The following is an 18,293-nucleotide window of genomic DNA, read 5'->3' as shown; positions in this document are numbered from 1 at the left end:
CCGACGATGGCGATCGGTTCGTCGATGCCGGCGACCGGGGCGGCGGGCCGGCCGGCCGCGGGCGGCGCGCAGCCGGACAGCAGCGCGGCCAGCAGTAGCATCGTCCCGCCACCGCGAGCCCGGCCCACGGTCGTCGTCATCTCCGTCTCCCCTCGCCGCCTCCGGTCGTGCGCGGGGAGGAGGACGGGTGACCCGGTGACAAAGTTGACCCGGCGGGGACTCAACCTTTCCCCCGCCTCACCCGTCCTGTCCCGGGTGAGATGTGGAGAGGGCGGGCATGGCCCGGGGTGACGCCGAGTTCGTCGAGTTCGCCACGGCGGCGTCCGCGCGGCTGGTGCACGCCGCCTTCCTGATGACGGGCAACCATCACCAGGCCGAGGACGCGGCCCAGACCGCGCTGGTCCGCACCTACGCGTCGTGGTCCCGGATCCGCAACGGCGACGCCTACGGCTACGCCCGGTCGGTGCTGGTGAACCACCTCGTGGACACCTGGCGGCGGCCGATCCGGGAGTACCCCACCGAGGACCTCCCGGAGCAGCGCCGCGGCGACGTGGCCGACGAGGTGGCGACCCGACGCTGGCTGCTCACCATCCTCGGCACGCTCACCGCGCGCGAGCGGGCCGTCGTCGTCCTGCGCTACTACTTCGACCTTCCGGAGGCCCAGGTGGCCCGCGAACTCGACGTCTCGGTGGGGACCGTCAAGAGCACCGGTTCCCGCGCCCTGGAGAAGCTGCGCACCGCGGGCCTCACCGCGCCGGAGCCCCAGGGGACGCGCCGATGAACGAGGTGGACGAGCTGCGCCGGGCCATGCGGGTGACCGAGCGGGCCGACCGGAACGGCCTCGACCTCGCCGGGATCATGCGGGAGGGCCGGCGGGTGCGTCGCCGCCGGCAGGTCGCCGGGACCGGCGCGGTGGCGCTGGTGGTGGCCGCCGTCACGATCACCATCGGCGTGGCCGGCACCGTGACGCGGACCGGTCCGCCGGAGCCGCCGGCGGCGGGACCGGTCACCACGGCGCCCGCCACCGCGCCGACGCCGACCCCCGCCCCGGCGGAACCCCGGCCCCGGCCGGTCGGCGCCGTGGTGGGCAGCGGCATCCGGTACGGCGCCGACGAGCGGGTGTACTACGTGGTCCCCGTCGACGTGCCCGAGCTGCCCGGGGTGACGATCGGCCTGGTCGCCGGCCGGCGCTCCCCCACCGGCGAGCTGACCTCCGACTATCTGGTCAACGACGTGGCGGGCAGCGATCGCCGGCCGGGATTCCACCAGATCGGCTACGACCAGCAACGACGGCCGCCCGCCGACGCCCCCGTGCCCACCTTCGGGTACTTCGTCGGGCCGGCCGCGCGGATCATCGGCACCGTCGACGGCCGCCACGTCGAGGCCCGGCTGGCCCGGTGGAGCGAGGACCACCGACTGGTGATCTTCTGGTTCGACCCGGGGGTGCTCGCCCCCGGGACGCCGCTGGACGGGATCGTCGCCCGCGACGCCCGGGGCCGGAAGCTGTGACCCCCCGGGGTGGTTGCCGGCCCGGACCGCGGTCCTAGGCTGGGGTGGCAGCGCCGGGCGTTGACCAGGGAGGGATCGCCATGAGCCAGACCGAGCGGACCGACATCGCCGACGAGTGGAACGTGGCCGAGGACGACGGGGTCCTGGACGCCTCGGACACCCTCGACGACGACCGGGTCGACGACCCCCTCGACACCGGCATCGTCGCCGCGGACCACTGGACGGCGGCGAACCGGTTCGGCACCACCCCCGCCGAGGAGCGGGCCGGCGAGTCCCTCGCGCAGCTGCTCGCCCAGGAGGAACCGGACCTCGACCCGTACGCCGAGGTGGCCGACGACGAGGACGAGCTGACCCGCCGGGGCTACGAGCGGGAGGCGCGGACGGGGCGCCTGGTCGCCGACGACGCGGGCCTCGGTGAGGACGAGCAGGCGGACTCGGTCGCCTGGGACGCCGGCGTCGACGGGGGCGCGGCCAGCGCCGAGGAGGCCGCCATGCACCTGGTCGACGACCCGAACGGCCCGGGAGACGGCCCGCTGCGGTGACGACGGGCGGACGGTCGGGCGCGCCGGACGCCACGTACCACGGTCCGCAGGTGTCGGGGAGGACCAGCCGCATGGTCCAGGTCGGCGACGACCGGTCGAGGTGGTGCACCCGGGACCCGGTCCGCCGGTCCCGGCCGACGGCTCGACCGGCGTTGGCGCAACGCTCGCGTGCCCGACACGTCAGGTCCACCTGGCGCCCATAGCGTGCATCCGCCAATCGTTCGGCGTCAGTCAGGTGGTGCTCTGTCATGGCAAGTGTCGACCGTCGAAAATTCTTGAAGATGATGAGTGCTCCGGTGGCGGCGGCCGCCCTGCCGGTGGACTTCAGCAAGGCTCTCGCCATCCCGGCGAACAACCGGACCGGTTCCATCGAGGACGTCGAGCACGTCATCTTCCTCATGCAGGAGAACCGTTCCTTCGACCACTTCTTCGGCACCCTGCGCGGGGTGCGGGGGTTCGCCGACCCGCACCCGGTGACGCTGCCCTCCGGCCGGAGCGTCTGGCACCAGCCGAACGGCCCCGCCGACCTGCTGCCCTTCCGCCCCGACGTGCCGGACCTCGGGCAGACCTTCCTGCCCGACCCGCCGCACGGCTGGGCCGACACCCACGGCGCCTGGAACGGCGGCCGGTACGACCGGTGGGTGCCCAACAAGGGCGTGGTCACGATGACCCACCACACGCGCGGTGACCTGCCGTACCACTTCGCCCTCGCCGACGCCTTCACCGTCTGCGACAACTACCACTGCTCGGTGCTGGCCTCGACCGACCCCAACCGCTACCACATGTGGACCGGCTGGGTCGGCAACGACGGCAGGGCCGGCGGCCCGGTGATCGACAACGCCGAGGCGGGCTACGACTGGTCGACGTACCCGGAGCGGCTGGAGCGCGCCGGCGTCTCCTGGAAGGTCTACCAGGACGTCGGCCTGGGGCTGACCGCCGAGGGTTACTGGGGCTGGACCGGCGACCCGTTCATCGGCAACTACGGGGACAACTCGCTGCTCTACTTCCACCAGTACCAGAACGCCCGGCCCGGCACCCCGCTGGCGGACCGGGCGAAGACCGGCACCGAGATCCTTACGCAGGACCGCTCCCCCGAGGCGCTGCTGGCCGACTTCCGCCGGGACGTGGCGAACGGGACGCTGCCGCAGGTGTCCTGGATCGTCGCGCCGGAGGCCTACAGCGAGCACCCGAACTGGGGACCCGACTACGGCGCCTGGTACATGTCGCAGGTCGTCGACATCCTGGCCGGCCACCCCGAGGTGTGGAGCAAGATGGCCCTGTTCATCACGTACGACGAGGAGGGCGGCTTCTTCGACCACCTCGTCCCGCCGACGCCGCCGCAGAGCCGCGCCGAGGGCCTGTCGACCGTGCCGACGACCAACGAGATCTTCCCCGGCGACGGCCGGCGCGCCGCCGGCCCGTACGGCCTCGGCATCCGGGTTCCGATGATCGTCGTCTCGCCCTGGACCCGGGGCGGCTGGGTCAACTCGCAGGTGTTCGACCACACGTCGCTGATCCGCTTCCTGGAGGCCCGGTTCGCGAAGGGCAACCCCGACCTGGTCGAGTCCAACATCACGCCGTGGCGCCGCGCGGTGGTCGGCGACCTGACCACGGCGTTCGACTTCCGCACCCCGAACGCCTCGCCGCGGGTGACGCTGCCGGACACCACCGACCTCAAGCCGGTCGACCTCACCCGCCAGCCCGACGAGGCGCCGGTGCCGCCGGCCGATCCGCGCCTGCCCGGCCAGGAGCGCGGGGTCCGGCCCGCGCGGCCCATCCCGTACACCCTGCACGTGGACGGGCGGGCCGCCGGCCCGTCGCTCCACCTGGACTTCCGCAACACCGGGGGCGCCACCGGCGTCTTCCAGGTGCGCTCGGCCGATCCCGCGCAGCCGCCCCGCACGTACACCGTCGAGCCGGGCAAGCAGGTGAGCGACACCTGGGACGCCACCGCCGGCTACGACCTGGAGGTGCACGGCCCGAACGGCTTCTTCCGCCGCTTCACCGGTGGCGCGGGCGCCGGTGTCGACGTCCGGGCGCGGTACGACGAGCGCGACCACGAGGTCGGCCTGACCCTGGTGAACGCGGGCGCGAAGCGGGTCGAGGTGACCGTCGCCGACCGCTACTCGTCGCGGCGGACCAGGCTGTCACTCAAGCCGGGCGAGACGACGTCCCCGTCGTGGTCCGTGTCGCGGGCACACGGCTGGTACGACCTGACCGTCACGCTCTCCGCCGACGCCGCCTTCACGGCCCGGTACGCCGGTCACGTCGAGAACGGCAGGCCCAGCATCAGCGACCCGGCCATGGGCGGCCTGGTCTGATCTCCCTTCCGGCCGCACGACCCGAGGTGACCGTCCACCCCCCGACTCAGGGGGCGGGCGGTCACCTCGGGCGGCGGCGCAGCGTCGCCTTTCCGACGTCGGTGTTCCCGCGCACGGCCCTCAGGTCGTTCACTGTCGCCACACCGAACCGGCGAAAGGAAACCCCGACATGACGATCAGCCACCTCAGCGTCGGTCACGGGCCGCACCGGGTGCTGGCCCTGCACGGCTGGTTCGGGTCGGCGCAGGGCTGGGGCTGGCTGCCGGAGCTGATCGACGTCGAGCGCTTCGCCTGGGCGTTCCTGGACTACCGGGGGTACGGCGCGCGGACCGGCGTCGCCGGCGAGCACACCATCGCCGAGATCTCCCGCGACGCCCTGGCGCTGGTCGACTCGCTCGGCTGGGACACCTTCTCGGTGGTCGGGCACTCGATGGGCGGCAGCGCGGCCCAGCGGGTCCTCGCCGACGCCCCGGGGCGGGTGGACCGCCTCGTCGGGATCAGCCCGGTCCCGGCCGGCGGGGTGCCGTTCGACCTGCAGGGCTGGACGCTGTTCGACGGCGCGGCCGCCAACCCGGCGAACCGGCGCGCGATCATCGACCTCACCACCGGCAACCGGCTCTCCGGCCGCTGGCTGGACGAGCTGGTCCGGTTCTCCCTGGCCCACTCCACCCCGGAGGCGTTCGGCGCGTACCTCACCGCGTGGGCGCGCACCGATTTCACCGACGAGGTGAAGGGCAACCCGGTGCCGGCGCTCGCCGTGGTCGGCGAGCACGACCCCGCGCTGGGCGCCGACACGATGCGCGAGACCTGGCTGCGCCACTACCCCAACGCCCGGCTCGAGATCCTCGCCAACGCGGGGCACTACGCCATGTACGAGACCCCGGTGCGGCTGGTCACGGTGGTCGAGGAGTTCCTCGGGCGGTGATGCCGGGACGGCGAAACGGCGCGAAAGAGCTTCGGTGTCCCGCTCGGACGCTCGGGAAAATGCGGTAGTCGCCCGTCAGCGCGTGCCGGCAGACAGCAGCCGGCGCAGCAGCGCGACCAGCGCCGCCGCGTGGGTGCCGGCCGGATCCAGGTCGGGCCGGAAGTCGGCGATGCTCAGGCCGAGCAGCCGGGGCGAGGCGAGAAGCGGCGCCAGCAGGTCGGCCAACTGCCGGAGGCCCGGTCCGCCGGGTTCCGGATAGGTGACGGCCGGCATGGCCGCCGGATCGAGGACGTCGCAGTCGACGTGCAGCCAGACTCCCCCGTCGACGCCGGCGAGCAGGGCCGCGGCGCTCTCGCCGCACGCCCGCGGCGCGCCGACGACCGCCGGGGCGTCGATGCGCCGGATGCTGTCGGGCACCCGGGCCACCTCGGCGGCGGCCTCCGGGTCGAGGTCCCGGGTACGGTGGCCGACCAGCACCACGTCGCCGGGCGCCACGAGCGGCCCGGGCCCCCCGGCCGGCCTGGTGAGCTGCTCGGGACCGGAGCCCGTGAGCAGGGCCAGGTCCATGTCGGCCGTCTCCCCCGTCGGCGAGGAGGCGCCGTCGAGGAAGTCGGGATGCCCGTCGACGAACCAGAGCCCCACCCGGTCCCGGCTCCGGCGCAGCCAGGGCAGCACCCCGAGCAGCAGGCTGCAGTCACCGCCCACCACCAGCGGCCGGCGGCCGGGCCGGCGCCCGGCGGCGTCGTCGAGCCCGTCGGCCAGCACCCGCGCCGCCCGCGCGGTCTGTCGCAGCGCGCGTACGCCGGTCGCCTCGTCCCGCCGGGCATCGTCGATGACGATCGGCGCGTCCCCGGCGTCGTCGGGAACGAGATCGGACAGCCCGGCCGCGCGCAGGGCAGCCGGCGCGAGCCGCTCACCCCGACCGAGCGCCGAGCAGTCCCACGGCGCCCCCACCAGATACCAGCCCGGCGCTGTCACCCTCCCATCGTGGCATCCGCCGCGCGCGGGAGCGGCGGTGCTGCCGCCTCCCCACCAGGGCGGGAACGAACGCGTGTCAGGATGCGGGGCATGCGTGCGGTGATCTTCGACGAGTTCGGTGCCCGGCCCGAGGTCCGCGACGTCCCGGATCCGGTGGCGCCGGCCGACGGCGCCGTCATCCGGGTGGCGGCGACCGGGTTGTGCCGCAGCGACTGGCACGGCTGGCAGGGGCACGACCCCGACATCCGCCCGCCGCACGTCCCCGGACACGAGTTCGCCGGTGTCGTCGCGGCGGTCGGCGCGGGCGTCCGCGGCTGGCGGCCCGGCGACCGGGTCACCGCGCCCTTCGTCTGCGCCTGCGGGCGGTGTGCCGCCTGCCTCGCCGGCGACCAGCAGGTCTGCGAGCGGCAGACGCAGCCCGGCTTCACCCACTGGGGCTCGTTCGCCGAGTACGTGGTGGTGCGCGACGCCGACGTCAACCTGATCCGGCTCCCCGACGAGCTGGACTTCCCGACCGCGGCGGCGCTCGGCTGCCGCTTCGCCACGGCGTTCCGGGCCGTGGTGAGCCAGGGACGGGTGGCCGCGGGCGAGTGGGTGGCCGTGCACGGCTGCGGCGGCGTGGGCCTGTCGGCCGTGATGATCGCGGCAGCCTCCGGGGCGCGGGTGGTGGCCGTCGACATCTCCCCCGGCGCGCTGGAACTCGCCCGGCACTGCGGGGCGACGGTCTGTCTGGACGGCGGCGCGCTCACCGGGCCCGGCGCGGTGGCGGCGGCCGTCCGGGAGGCGACCGGCGGCGGCGCCCACCTGTCGCTCGACGCGCTGGGCAGTCACGCCACCTGCGTGGCGTCCGTGGAGAGCCTGCGGCGACGCGGCCGGCACGTGCAGGTCGGCCTCCTACCGGCCGCGCAGGGCCGTCCGGCGCTGCCCATGGACCTGGTGATCGCGTACGAGCTGGAGCTGCGCGGCAGCCACGGCATGGCCGCGCACGCCTACCCCGAACTGCTCCGGCTGGTCACCGCCGCGGTGCTGCGCCCCGGCGATCTGATCACCCGCACCATCGGTCTCGACGAGGTGCCGGACGCGCTGGCCACGATGGACCGGCCCACGACCGGCGGCATGTGCCTCATCGAGCCCCGCTGAGCGGGCGGCCCGACCGGCCGCGGACCGATCCCTCCAGGGACCGGTCCGCGGCCGGGCCGCTCAGCTGACCGTCACCGAGACGGTCCGCGGCGGCTGCTGGAGCTGCCCGTAGTTGTCGACCCCGCGGATCGTCACGGTGTAGGTGCCCGCCGGGATCACCGGCGAGGTGTAGGCGAAGTTCGACCCCGGTGAGCCCGGGCTGGTCAGGAAGGACGCGATCCACGGGAAGTTGCCGGGGGTGCCCGGGGTGCTGAAGGTGCCGGCGGCGTTCATCCCCTGGCCCGCGCCGTTGGAGATCTGGATGTCCACCCGGAGCATCCCGACGTCGTCGACGGCCCGGCCGGTGACCACGATCCGGCCGCCGGTGTAGACCTCGCCCTCGACCGGGGTGATGCTCGGCTCCAGCCGCGGATCGAGGTCACCCGGGTAGACCAGGTACCGGGCCGTGGCGCCGGAGGTCGAGCCGTCCTGCTGGCCCGCCGTGTCGACCGCCCACGCCTCGACGCTGTACTCGCCCTTGGTCGGCAGGTCGATCGACAGGCTGAACGCGGTGCTCGTCGCGCCCGGCGCGGCCAGCGTGGCGTTCACCGTGGCGAAGGCGGCGGCCATGGTGCCGTTCGGCTGCACGTACCGGCCGGTGTCCAGGTCGCGCAGCGCCACCCGCACGCTCTGCACGCCCTTGTCGTCGGTCGCCGTGCCGGCCAGGTCGAGGTGCAACTGGTCGACGTTCTGGTCCACCCCGGTGAAGCTCAGCAGACCGTTCGGGAACGCGTCGCCGGGCACCTGCGCCGTGACGCTGAGCCGGCCCGAGTTGGTGCTCGACGTGGTGAGGCCCAGGCTGTCGGTGGCCCGTACCCGGAAGTCGTAGACACCCGGGGTGAGCGGCACCGTGGTGTAGGACCAGTTGTACGACGCGGCGCTCAGGTTGGTCGGCGAGATCCGGTAGTAGGCCGCGACCGAGTCGGCGCCCCATGTGCCGTCGGCGGCCAGCGCCTCCCGCGTGGTGGTGTTGCGCAGGTAGATCTCGACCGACTTCAGCGCGTCGTCGTCGGCGGCGGTGCCGGCGAAGGTGATCGCGGCGCCCGGCGCGACGGTGACCGGCGCGGCCGCGGTGGGCGGGGTCATCGGCGCGGGCGCGCTGATGGCCACCGTCGGCGGGACACCGGTCGACGAGACGGTCCAGTCCCGGGTGTCGCCGCGCAGGTCGCTCTGCCCGGCGGTGTCGACCGCGGTGGCGGTCATCTTCCACTGACCCTCGATGGGCAGGGCCACCTCGAACTGCCAGGTGGTCGACAGCGCGCCGATCACGTCCGGCTCGCCCCGGAAGGTGTTGTAGACCGCGGCGACCGTCCCGTCGTCCTGGAGGTAGCGGTTGTCGGGGGTGCGGAACGAGTAGATCAGCGAGCTGACGCCCTTGTCGTCGGTGGCGGTGCCGGTGGCCACGAAGCTCTTCGTGGCGAGCAGCCCGCCGGGCGGGGAGTCGATCCGGGTCGACGGCGGCAGGTCGTCGAAGCGGAACGCCTCGATCTTCTTGACGGCCTTCGTGGCGTCGCCGACGCCGTCGCGGCCGAACGTCTTCGCCTGGATCTGGTAGACGCCGGACGGCAGCGACACCGGGAGCGTCCACGTGGTCGAGGCGGTGTTCGGGGCGGCGACCGTGGCGTTGATGCTGTTGGCGGCGCCCCACGTCTTGAGATCGTCCTGGAGGAACTGGCTGGTGTTGCGGTTCTGGATCTCGATCTGGACCCGGCTGACCCCGGCCGGCGCCAGCGCCTGGCCGCCGAGCGTGAACGACTCGTTGGCCGGCTTCACCGCGCCCTCGATGGGCGTGACGATGGTGGTGTCGACCGCGGCCGGCGCCGGCGCCCTGGACTGGTCGAAGAAGCCGACCCGGCCGACGGTCTTGCCGCCCTTGACGTTGCCGTCGCCGCCGACGAGGAGGCCGCGCGAGGTGGCCAGCATGGCCTTCTCCCCCTCGTACGAGTTGGAGCCGGGGTTCCACTCCAGCGCGGTGCCGGTCTTCGGGTCGAGCGCGCCGAGGTGGTCGCGGCGGACCACCTGGTCGCCGAGCCCGTAGCCGCTCAGGCCCTGGCCGGTGCCGTAGCCGACGTTGTCCAGGCCCGGCCACGGGACGTTGGAGGTCGGCGACTCCTGCCAGCTGAAGTGACCGCCGACGTACACGGCGGTGGCGGTGATGGCCACCGAGTAGACGCTGTCGAAGTGCCGCGACACCCAGAGCGGCTGGACGTTGTCGGCGCCGGTGAGCGGGTACGCGATCGCGGTGTCGTTGATCGGCGGCCGGTCGCCGCCCGAGCCGCTGGTGACGACGAAGTAGGAGTCGTCCGGCGCGATGTCACCGGCGAACACCCGCTGGATGCCGCCGACGAAGGAGAGGTTGTCCTCCCACAGCCGGGTACGCCACGGCAGCAGGGCCTTGGTGGCGGTGTTGACCAGGCCGACGCCGTAGCGGTCCTGGCCGGCGATCTGCCGGCCGGTGTGGACGACGAGCAGCTTGCTCCGGTCGTGGGTCAGCTTGAGCTGCTGGACGGTGAGCATGCCGCCGACGCCGATGCCGCCGGTGAGCGGCAGGTTGAAGCCGGTGTCCACCGCGCCCGTGGTCGGGTTGAGCGCGACCAGGCCGCTGCGGCTCACCCCGTTCACGGTGCTGAACTGGCCGCCCACGTAGACCGCGGTGCTGCTCACGGCCAGCGCGGTGGCGCGGGCGTTCGCGGTCGCGGTGAAGGCGGCGATCGGCGCGCCGGTGGTCGGGTTGAGCCGCACGATCTTCCGCTTGGCGACGCCGCCGACCGTGTTGAACGAGCCCGCGACGTAGAGCGACGACCCGTCGGGCGACGCCTCGACGGCCTCGACGGACCCGTCGAACGTCGGCTTGAAGCCGGTGTCGACCTTCCCGGTGTCCAGGTTGTACGAGGCCAGCGACTTCTGGGCGATGGTGGTCCCGCCGACGTTGGCGATCGAGGTGAAGGTGCCGGCGATGAAGACCCGGTTGCCGATCACCTCCAGGTCCTTGATCTCGCCGTTGGTGATCCTCGGCGTGTCGGTGCGCGGCACGCTCGGCACCAGCCGGGTGTCCCCCGGCACGACCTGTGCTGCGGTGGCGACCGTGCGCGCCGCGCCGACCGCGGCGGTGCTGCTCATCGCCGCCGCGCCGGTCCGCACGGCGGTGCCGGCGTCCGTGGCGGTGAGCTTGGTCGCCACGGTGCCCGCGACCGCCGGTACGCCCATCACCACGACGGCCCCGGCGACCAGACCCGCGACGGTGCGACTCCAGACCTGCATCCAGTCAACTCCCTGTGAACGCCCGAGAGGCACCACCGGGTCGGTTCCCGGCAACGTCCACCCGCCCGCGTGCCGGACGTCACCGTAGAAGGCACGGTCTTTTCGCGGTACCGCGCCGCACCGGGATTCCACCGCACGGCATCAATTCCGGCCGCACCGGCGGGCCGCACCGCCTTCGGACCCAGACCCGCTCGCCCGATCGGATGGCGCGGGCCTGCTCACCGGGGCTCCGCCCGCCTGATCAGCGGATCAAGCGGTGGGCGCGACGTGGTCGCGCCAGGAGTGCCGCGGCTCGTAGCCCAGCACCCGGCGGGCCTTGTCGATGCTGAGCAAAGTCTCGTGCTCGCCGAGTTCCCCGCGGATCTCGACGCCCGGGTAGACCTCGGCCATCAGGTCGGCGCTGGACCTGCTCATCACGGTGTCGGCGTTGGCGATGATGAAGACGTCGGCGCCGGGCCGGCCGTGGACGAGCGCCCGCTCGACCGCCTGGGCGCCGTCACGGGCGTCGATGTAGCCCCAGAGGTTCCAGCGGCGCAGCCGCGGGTCGGCGTCGAAGGACGGGAAGCTCGCGTAGTCCTCGACGTCCATCACGTTGGAGAAGCGCAGGCCGACCATGACCAGCTCCGGGTCCCAGCGGCAGAAGTGCCGCGCCATCTCCTCCTCGAGGGCCTTGTTCAACGAGTAGGTCGACTCGGGGCGCGGCGGGTACTCCTCGTCGACCGGCGCGTACGGCGGCGGGGTGTCGAACGGCAGCCCCAGCACCGTCTCGCTGGAGGCCCAGACCACGCGCTTGATCCCGGCCGCCCGGGCCGCCGCGAAGACGTTGTACGTCGCGGCCGAGTTGTTCGCGAAGGTCGCGGCGTTGGGCAGCAGCCCGGGCGCCGGGACCGCCGCCAGGTGCACCACCGCCTCGACGCCGCCGGCGTGCTCGTCGGCGCCGCCGGTGAACGCCTCCACCACCTGCCCGTAGTCGGTGAGGTCGACCAGGAGGAACTCGCCGTCGACGTCGCGCGGGTCGCGCCCGCCGGCGCGGTCCACCGCGAGCACGTCGACGCCCGCCGCGCGCAGGTGCGCGACCACGGCGCGACCGAGCTTTCCGGCGGCGCCGGTGACGACGACACGCGTGGGGAGGGTGGGCGGCACAGGCTCGGTCATGGCCCCATCTTTCCTGCCGCGCCGGGCGCCGCACGCGCGGCCCGGCACTTTACACGGTCGGGTGGAAACGGGCCATGCGCACTATCCGGCGCCCAATACAAAACTGCCCCCGAAATGGAGATACGGGCGCCGGAGGCCGCCTAGAAGAGGTCATCACCCATCCATCGGGCCAATCGTCCGCCTACCGGACATTCACCGGCCCGGGTCGCCTCCCCACCCGACGGACGGGCCGCCCCCTGCCCCCGGGAGATCCGATGAACGCGCAGGTGAAAGGTGGTGCGGTGGCGTCCGGGCGCACGCGGTGACGCGTTGCGCTGTCAGAAAAGTTGCCACCGATCGAGAAATAGACGAACGTGCGACGGCGCTGGCCGAACGCATCGGCGGCCGGCACGATCCGGGGATCCCGCCGAAGATCACCAGTGCCATCATGTGGACAGGCAATTCCTATCGAGGGATCTGCACCTGTCGCATGATTGAGCTGATCACGAGGGCCGACGCCGGCAATTTCCGGCCTGCGGATCCGATCCGCCGGCCGGCCGTGTCCCAGCCGCCCCGCACCGTACCCACGGCTGTGCTCGACCGGGCCGTTCCGGCCGCACGCCGGCCGGCCGTCAGCGACAGGTGTCCGATACCCGATCACGAGCAAATGGCGGACCGGGACGGCGCGTGGGCGGCGCTCCCCGGGCCGGCGCGGGAGCAGAGGAGGCGGACGCGATGACCGACGTCCTGAGGTCCCGGCGGTCCACGCCGGACACACCGCCGCGGGACGATCCGGCGGGCGCCGCCCCGGCTCCGGCCTCGGCCGCACAACACCAGATGTGGCAGCTCAGCCGCCTCGACCCCGGGACGGCCGGCTACCTGGTGCCGCTGGCGTACCGGCTGCACGGCCCGCTGGACGTGGCGGCCCTGTCGGCGGCGCTCGACGGGCTGGTGGCCCGGCACACCGCCCTGCGCACCACCCTGGCGCCGGCCCCGGACGGCCCGCCCGACGGCGACGCGGGGCGGCTGGTCCAGGTGGTCCACGAGCCACGCCCGGGGCTCCTGCGGGTGCACGACCTGAGCGGGCTGCCCACCTGGCAGCGCGACCAGGAGCTGCGGGCCCGGACGCACGCCGAGGCGGGCACCCCGATCGACCTGGAACGCGGCCCGGTGCTGCGCGCCCTCCTGCTGCGCTGCGCGCCGGAGGAGCACGTCCTCCTGCTGACCTTCCACCACGTCGCGGTCGACGAGTGGTCGCTCGGCATCCTCCACGACGAGTGGGAACGGCTCTACGCCGCACACCGCGCGGGGCGGCCGGCGGACCTCGACCCGGTCGACGTCGACTGCCGCGACCACGCGCTCCGGCAGCGGGACTGGCTCGACGGTCCGGAGGCGGCGGCCCAGCTCGACCAGTGGCGTGCGGAACTCGCGGGCGCGCCGGCCGTGCTGGAACTGCCCACCCGCGGCCCGCGCCCCGACGTGCCGTCCAGCGCGGGGGCCACCCTGTCGGTGCCGCTGGACGTCCCCACCGAGGCGCTGACGGCGCTGTGCCACCGGATGCGGGTCTCCCCGTACATGGTCATGCTGGCCACGCTGCACGTGCTGCTGGCCCGCTGGACGGGGCAGCGCGACATCGTGGTGGGCACGCCGGTGGCCAACCGGCGGCGGGCCGACGCGCAGCGGCTCGTCGGGCTGCTGCTGAACACCGTCGCCGTCCGGGCCCGGCTGGACGACAACCCGTCGTTCGAGACGCTGCTCGGGCGGGTGCGGACCGCCGCCCTGGCGGCCCTGAGCCGGGAGGAACTGCCCTTCGCGAGCGTGGTCGAGGCGCTGCGTCCGGCCCGCCGCCCCGGCTTCACCCCGCTGTTCCAGGTGATGTTCGTGTACGGCCGCGAGGCGGCGCCCCCGCGCCTGGACGACCTTGAGGTCACCCCGGTCGAGGTGCCCGTCGACACCGCCAAGTTCGACCTCACGGTCTCGGTCCGGGAGAACGCCGACGGCCTGCGGACCGCGCTGGAGTACCGGACCGACCTGTTCGAGTCCGACGCGATGGCCCGCCTCGCCGGCCACTTCCAGACGCTGCTGCGGTCGCTGGTGGCCGAGCCGGGCGCACCGGTCGGCTCCGCCGCGATGCTCGCCCCCGACGAGTACCGGCAGCTCGTCGGCGAGTGGAACCGCACCGCCACCCCCGCCAAGCCGGACGACCTGGTCCACCTGCTGATCGAGCGGCAGGCGCGGGAGACCCCGGCCGGCGTGGCGGTGACCGACGGCGACACCGCGCTGAGCTACCACGAGCTGCACCTGCGCGCCGAGGCGCTGGCGGAGACGCTGCGCGGGCGGGGCGTCGGCATCGGCAGCCTCGTGGGGGTGCTCCTGCCGCGCGCGGTCCCGTTCGCGGTGGCGGTGCTCGCCGTGCTGCGGACCGGCGCGGCCTACGTACCCCTGGATCCGGCCAATCCGCCGGCCCGGCTGCGGTACCTGATCGCGGACACCGCGGCCCCGGTCGTGCTCACCTGCGCCGAGCTGGCGCACCTCGTGCCCGACGGCGTGGCGCTGCTGGTGCCCGGCCCGGACACGCCGGTCCCGGCCGCCGAGCCCGGGCGGGGCGCCGGCGGCGGGCCCCGGCGCCGGGCCCGACGCCGGCCGCAGCCGTCGGCGGAGGACCTGGCCTACGTCATCCACACCTCCGGCTCCACCGGCCGCCCCAAGGGCGTCATGGTCACCCACCGCGGCGTGTGCAACTACGTGCGCTGGGCGGCCCAGGCCTACCGGCTGCGGCCCGGCGACACCCTGCCGCTGCACTCGTCGGTCGGCTTCGACCTGACCGTCACGAGCCTGCTGGTGCCGCTGGTCAGCGGGGCCACCGTGCGGATGATCGGCGAGCACCTCGGCCCGGAGGCGCTGGGCGAGGCGCTGCGCGAGCAGCGGACCCCGTTCGGACTGGTCAAGATCACCCCGGCCCAGCTCGACCTGGTCCGCCACCAGCTCCGCCCCGCCGAGCTGGCCGACCGCACCCGCTGCTTCGTGATCGGCGGCGAGAACCTGCGCGCCGACCAGGTGGCGCCGTGGCGGGCCCACGCGCCCGGCACCGCGCTGGTCAACGAGTACGGGCCGACGGAGACCGTGGTCGGCTGCGCCGCTTACGAGGTCGACGCGGCCTCGCCCGCCGACGGCTCCGTACCCGTCGGCCGGCCGATCGCCAACACCCAGCTGTACGTGCTGGACGGGTGGCAGAACCCGGTCCCGGCGGGCGTGGTCGGCGAGCTGTACGTGGGCGGGGCCGGCGTGGCACGCGGCTACCTGCACCAGCCGGCGTTGACGGCCGAGCGGTTCGTGCCGGACCCGTTCTCGGGCGTCCCCGGCGCGCGGCTGTACCGCACCGGCGACCTCGTCCGCCTGCGCCCCGACGGGCACCTCGAATACCTGGGCCGCACCGACCACCAGGTCAAGCTGCGCGGCTACCGGGTGGAACTCGGCGAGATCGAGGCGGCCGTCCGGCGCTGCCTGCCGGACGCCGACGTGACGGTGCGGCTGCGCCGGGACGACCCCGACGACCCGCGACTCGTCGCCTACCTGGCGGGCGGGGCGCAGACCGACCTCGCGGCCCTGCGGGCGGCGCTCGCCGCCGACCTGCCGTCCTATCTGGTGCCCGCCGCCTTCCGGCTGCTGGCCGTCCTCGAACGACTGCGCGACCGGCTCGGCGACGTGGTCACCGTCACCGACCTGTTCCGGCACCCCACGGTCGACTCCCTGGCCACGTTCCTCGCCACCGCCACCACCGCGGCGACCGCGCCGGCCGCCGCGCCGGCCCCGACCGCCCGGCCCCGCGTCGGCGCGCACCACGGCACCGGGCAGCCGGGCGGCCTGATCGCCGTCGTCGGCATGGCCTGCCGCTTCCCCGGCGCACGGACCGTCGACGAGTACTGGCACAACATCCGCACCGGGGTGGAGTCGGTCCGGGAGTTCAGTGTCGAGGAGATGCTCGCCGACGGCGCGGATCCCGCCCGGCTCGACGACCCGGCGTACGTCCGGGCCGGCACCTGGCTGCCCGGGATCGACGAGTTCGACGCGGCCTTCTTCGGGATCACGCCCCGGGAGGCGCAGACCCTCGACCCGCAGCACCGGCTGCTGCTGGAGTGCGCCTGGCACGCGCTGGAGCACGCCGGTCACGACCCGTCCCGGTATCCCGGCCGGATCGGCCTCTTCGCCGGGTCGGGTCGCAGCAGCTACCTGCTCGACCACCTGAGCGGCCACCCCGAGCTGACCGGCGCCATCGGCGAGCACCAGCTCTCGATCAGCAACGACAAGGACTTCCTGCTGAGCCGGGTCGCCTACAAGCTCGACCTCACCGGCCCCGCGGTCACCGTCGCCACCGCCTGCTCGACCTCGCTGGTGGCCGTGCACCTCGGCCGGCAGAGCCTGCTGACCGGCGAGTCCGACCTGGTCCTGGCCGGCGGGGTCAGCATCTTCCCGGCGCAGCGGCGCGGCTACCTCTACCACGACGGCGGGATCTACTCCCCCGACGGGCACTGCCGCCCGTTCAGCGCGGACGCGCGCGGCAGCATCGAATCCAGCGGGGTCGGCGTCGTCGCGCTCAAGCGGCTGGAGGACGCGGTCGCGGACGGCGACACCGTCTACGCGGTGATCCGCGGTTCGGCCGTCAACAACGACGGGGCACGCCGCACCGGCTACACGGCGCCGGGCGTCGCCGGTCAGGTCGAGGTGGTCAGCAGCGCGCTGGCCACGGCCGGCGTGGACCCCCGCTCGGTGAGCTACGTGGAGGCGCACGGGACGGGCACCAGCCTCGGCGACCCCATCGAGGTCGCCGCGCTGACCGAGGCGTTCCGGCGCGGCACCGACGACCGCGGCTTCTGCGCCCTCGGCTCGGTGAAGGCCAACATCGGGCACACCGACGCCGCCGCCGGGGTGGCCGGTCTCATCAAGACGGTCCTGGCGCTGCACAGCCGTACGCTGCCCCCGACCATCAACGTGAGCCGGCCCAACCCGGCGATCGACTTCGCGGGCAGCCCGTTCTACCTCAACGACAGCGCCCGCCCGTGGACCGCCGACGGCCCGCGCCGGGCCGGGGTCAGCTCGTTCGGCATGGGCGGCACCAACGCCCACGTGGTGCTGGAGGAGCCGCCGGTCACACCGGTGCAGCCGCCGGCCGAACCGGCCGCCGGGCCGCACCTGCTCGTCGTGTCGGCCCGTACGCCGGAGTCGCTGGAGCGGCAGGCCCGCCGGCTCCGCGACTGGCTCGACGGGCGGCCGGAGGTGGACCTCGCCGACGTCGCGGCCGGCCTGGGCCGCCGCCAGTCGATGACCCACCGGCGGTTCCTCGTCGCGGCGGACCGGGCCGACGCGCTGGCCGCCCTCGACGCGCCGCAGCGCCAGTTCACCGCCGCCCACCCCGGGGGCCGGCGGCCGCTGGTGTTCGCCTTCCCGGGCCACGGCGCCCAGCACGTGGCGATGGGCGCCGGCCTCTACCGCGCGGAGCCGACCTACCGGGCCGTGGTGGACGAGTGCGCCGACCTGGTCCGCGACGACCTGGGGCTCGACCTGCGTACCGTGCTCTGCCCCGCGCCCGACGGCCACGCGGAGGCCGAGCGGCTGCTCGCGGAGCCGCGGCTGGTCCAGCCCGCGCTCTTCGTCACCGGGTACGCGCTCGCCCGGTCGCTGCTCGCCCGGGGCGTGACCCCGGACCTGATGGTGGGGCACAGCCTCGGCGAGTACGTGGCCGCCTGCCTGGCCGGGGTCTTCTCGCTGGCCGACGCGCTGCGCCTGGTCTGCGCCCGGGGCGCGCTGGTCGGGCGGACCCCGCCGGGGGCGATGCTCGCGGTGGGCCTGCCCGAGACGGCGGTGGCCGCGCTGCTGGACGACCGGGTCTCGCTGGCCGCCGTCAACGCCCCGGAGCTGTGCGTGCTCTCCGGCGACCCGGAGGCGATCGGGGCGCTGCGCGAGCGGCTGACCGGCGAGGGCGTCGACTGCCGGCCGCTGCGGGTCGCCCGCGGCTACCACTCCGCCCTGCTCGACCCGGTGCTCGACGAGTTCGCCGAGCACGCCGGCCGGGTCGCCTACCACGAGCCCGAGCGCACCTACCTGAGCAACCTGACCGGCGGCCCGGTCGTCCCGGGGCAGGTCACCGACCCGGCGTACTGGGTGCGGCACATGCGCGAGCCGGTCCGGTTCGCCGAGTCGGCCGCGCTCCTGGCCGAGCAGGACGTGGTCCTCGCGGAGCTGGGTCCCGGGCACGCCCTCGGCGGCCTGGCCCGGCTGGCCGGCCTGCGGCCGGCCCAGGCCGTGGCGGCCATGCGGCACCCGCGCGCCGACGCCGACGACCTCGCCACGCTGCTCGACGCGGTCGGCCGGCTGTGGCTGGCCGGCGCGCCGGTCGACTGGGCCCGCTTCCACGGCGACGGGCGCCGCCGGCTGGCCCTGCCCGGC

10 protein-coding genes are annotated in these 18,293 nt (G+C 74.5%); 7 read left to right on the top strand and 3 right to left on the bottom strand.

The window, feature by feature from the left end:
• The first annotated feature begins 277 nt into the window (after positions 1-277).
• From B0E53_RS18520 to B0E53_RS18500, 5 genes are all read left to right on the top strand, one after another.
• On the top strand, positions 278-781 hold the full coding sequence (locus tag B0E53_RS18520) for a SigE family RNA polymerase sigma factor (protein ID WP_107077221.1): 504 nt from the start codon (positions 278-280) through the stop codon (positions 779-781).
• A complete protein-coding gene (locus B0E53_RS18515; protein ID WP_107077220.1) occupies positions 778-1,509 on the top strand; it encodes a hypothetical protein in 732 nt (243 codons plus the stop codon). The genes B0E53_RS18520 and B0E53_RS18515 overlap by 4 nt, the downstream gene beginning before the upstream one ends.
• An 80-nt stretch (positions 1,510-1,589) precedes the next feature.
• Positions 1,590-2,051 (top strand): DUF5709 domain-containing protein, encoded by a 462-nt coding sequence (locus tag B0E53_RS18510; protein ID WP_107077219.1) that lies wholly within the window; start codon positions 1,590-1,592, stop codon positions 2,049-2,051.
• Between the two features lie 248 nt (positions 2,052-2,299).
• Positions 2,300-4,372, top strand: a complete 2,073-nt coding sequence (locus B0E53_RS18505; RefSeq protein ID WP_107077218.1) for a phospholipase C, phosphocholine-specific — start codon at positions 2,300-2,302, stop codon at positions 4,370-4,372.
• 169 nt (positions 4,373-4,541) lie between these two features.
• Positions 4,542-5,297, top strand: a complete 756-nt coding sequence (locus tag B0E53_RS18500) for an alpha/beta hydrolase (RefSeq protein WP_107077217.1) — start codon at positions 4,542-4,544, stop codon at positions 5,295-5,297.
• Between the two features lie 75 nt (positions 5,298-5,372).
• On the opposite strand, the gene B0E53_RS18495 is transcribed toward B0E53_RS18500, so the two are convergent.
• Entirely contained in the window at positions 5,373-6,275 is a 903-nt protein-coding gene (locus B0E53_RS18495) for an arginase family protein (protein WP_107077216.1), read from the bottom strand.
• A gap of 90 nt (positions 6,276-6,365) precedes the next feature.
• Here B0E53_RS18495 and B0E53_RS18490 point away from each other — a divergent pair, with 90 nt between their 5' ends.
• Positions 6,366-7,415: a zinc-dependent alcohol dehydrogenase family protein gene (locus B0E53_RS18490; RefSeq protein WP_107077215.1), complete on the top strand. Its 1,050-nt coding sequence runs from the start codon at positions 6,366-6,368 to the stop codon at positions 7,413-7,415.
• 60 nt (positions 7,416-7,475) lie between these two features.
• Here the strand turns inward: B0E53_RS18490 and B0E53_RS18485 are convergent, their stop codons facing one another.
• On the bottom strand, positions 7,476-10,715 hold the full coding sequence (locus tag B0E53_RS18485) for a hypothetical protein (protein WP_107077214.1): 3,240 nt from the start codon (positions 10,713-10,715) through the stop codon (positions 7,476-7,478).
• A 249-nt stretch (positions 10,716-10,964) separates the two neighbouring features.
• The gene (locus B0E53_RS18480) at positions 10,965-11,870 is read right to left on the bottom strand and encodes an NAD(P)-dependent oxidoreductase (protein WP_107077213.1); all 906 of its coding nucleotides are present in this window, start codon (positions 11,868-11,870) and stop codon (positions 10,965-10,967) included.
• 714 nt (positions 11,871-12,584) lie between these two features.
• On the opposite strand from B0E53_RS18480, the gene B0E53_RS18470 reads away from it, so the two are divergent.
• A partial coding sequence (locus B0E53_RS18470) for a type I polyketide synthase (RefSeq protein ID WP_146167702.1) occupies positions 12,585-18,293 on the top strand: 5,709 nt, incomplete at its 3' end.

The sequence above is a fragment of the Micromonospora sp. MH33 genome (assembly GCF_003013775.1).
Classification (GTDB): Bacteria; Actinomycetota; Actinomycetes; order Mycobacteriales; family Micromonosporaceae; genus Micromonospora; species Micromonospora fulviviridis.
The sequence above is the reverse complement of the archived record's forward strand: the minus strand, read 5'-3'. Positions and strand labels throughout refer to the sequence as shown.

Coding starts and splice junctions, on each gene's coding strand:
- B0E53_RS18485 (WP_107077214.1), bottom strand. CDS start 10,715: ATGCAGGTCTGGAGTCGCACCGTCGCGGGTCTGGTCGCCGGGGCCGTC.
- B0E53_RS18500 (WP_107077217.1), top strand. CDS start 4,542: ATGACGATCAGCCACCTCAGCGTCGGTCACGGGCCGCACCGGGTGCTG.
- B0E53_RS18520 (WP_107077221.1), top strand. CDS start 278: ATGGCCCGGGGTGACGCCGAGTTCGTCGAGTTCGCCACGGCGGCGTCC.
- B0E53_RS18510 (WP_107077219.1), top strand. CDS start 1,590: ATGAGCCAGACCGAGCGGACCGACATCGCCGACGAGTGGAACGTGGCC.
- B0E53_RS18515 (WP_107077220.1), top strand. CDS start 778: ATGAACGAGGTGGACGAGCTGCGCCGGGCCATGCGGGTGACCGAGCGG.
- B0E53_RS18505 (WP_107077218.1), top strand. CDS start 2,300: ATGGCAAGTGTCGACCGTCGAAAATTCTTGAAGATGATGAGTGCTCCG.
- B0E53_RS18490 (WP_107077215.1), top strand. CDS start 6,366: ATGCGTGCGGTGATCTTCGACGAGTTCGGTGCCCGGCCCGAGGTCCGC.
- B0E53_RS18480 (WP_107077213.1), bottom strand. CDS start 11,870: ATGACCGAGCCTGTGCCGCCCACCCTCCCCACGCGTGTCGTCGTCACC.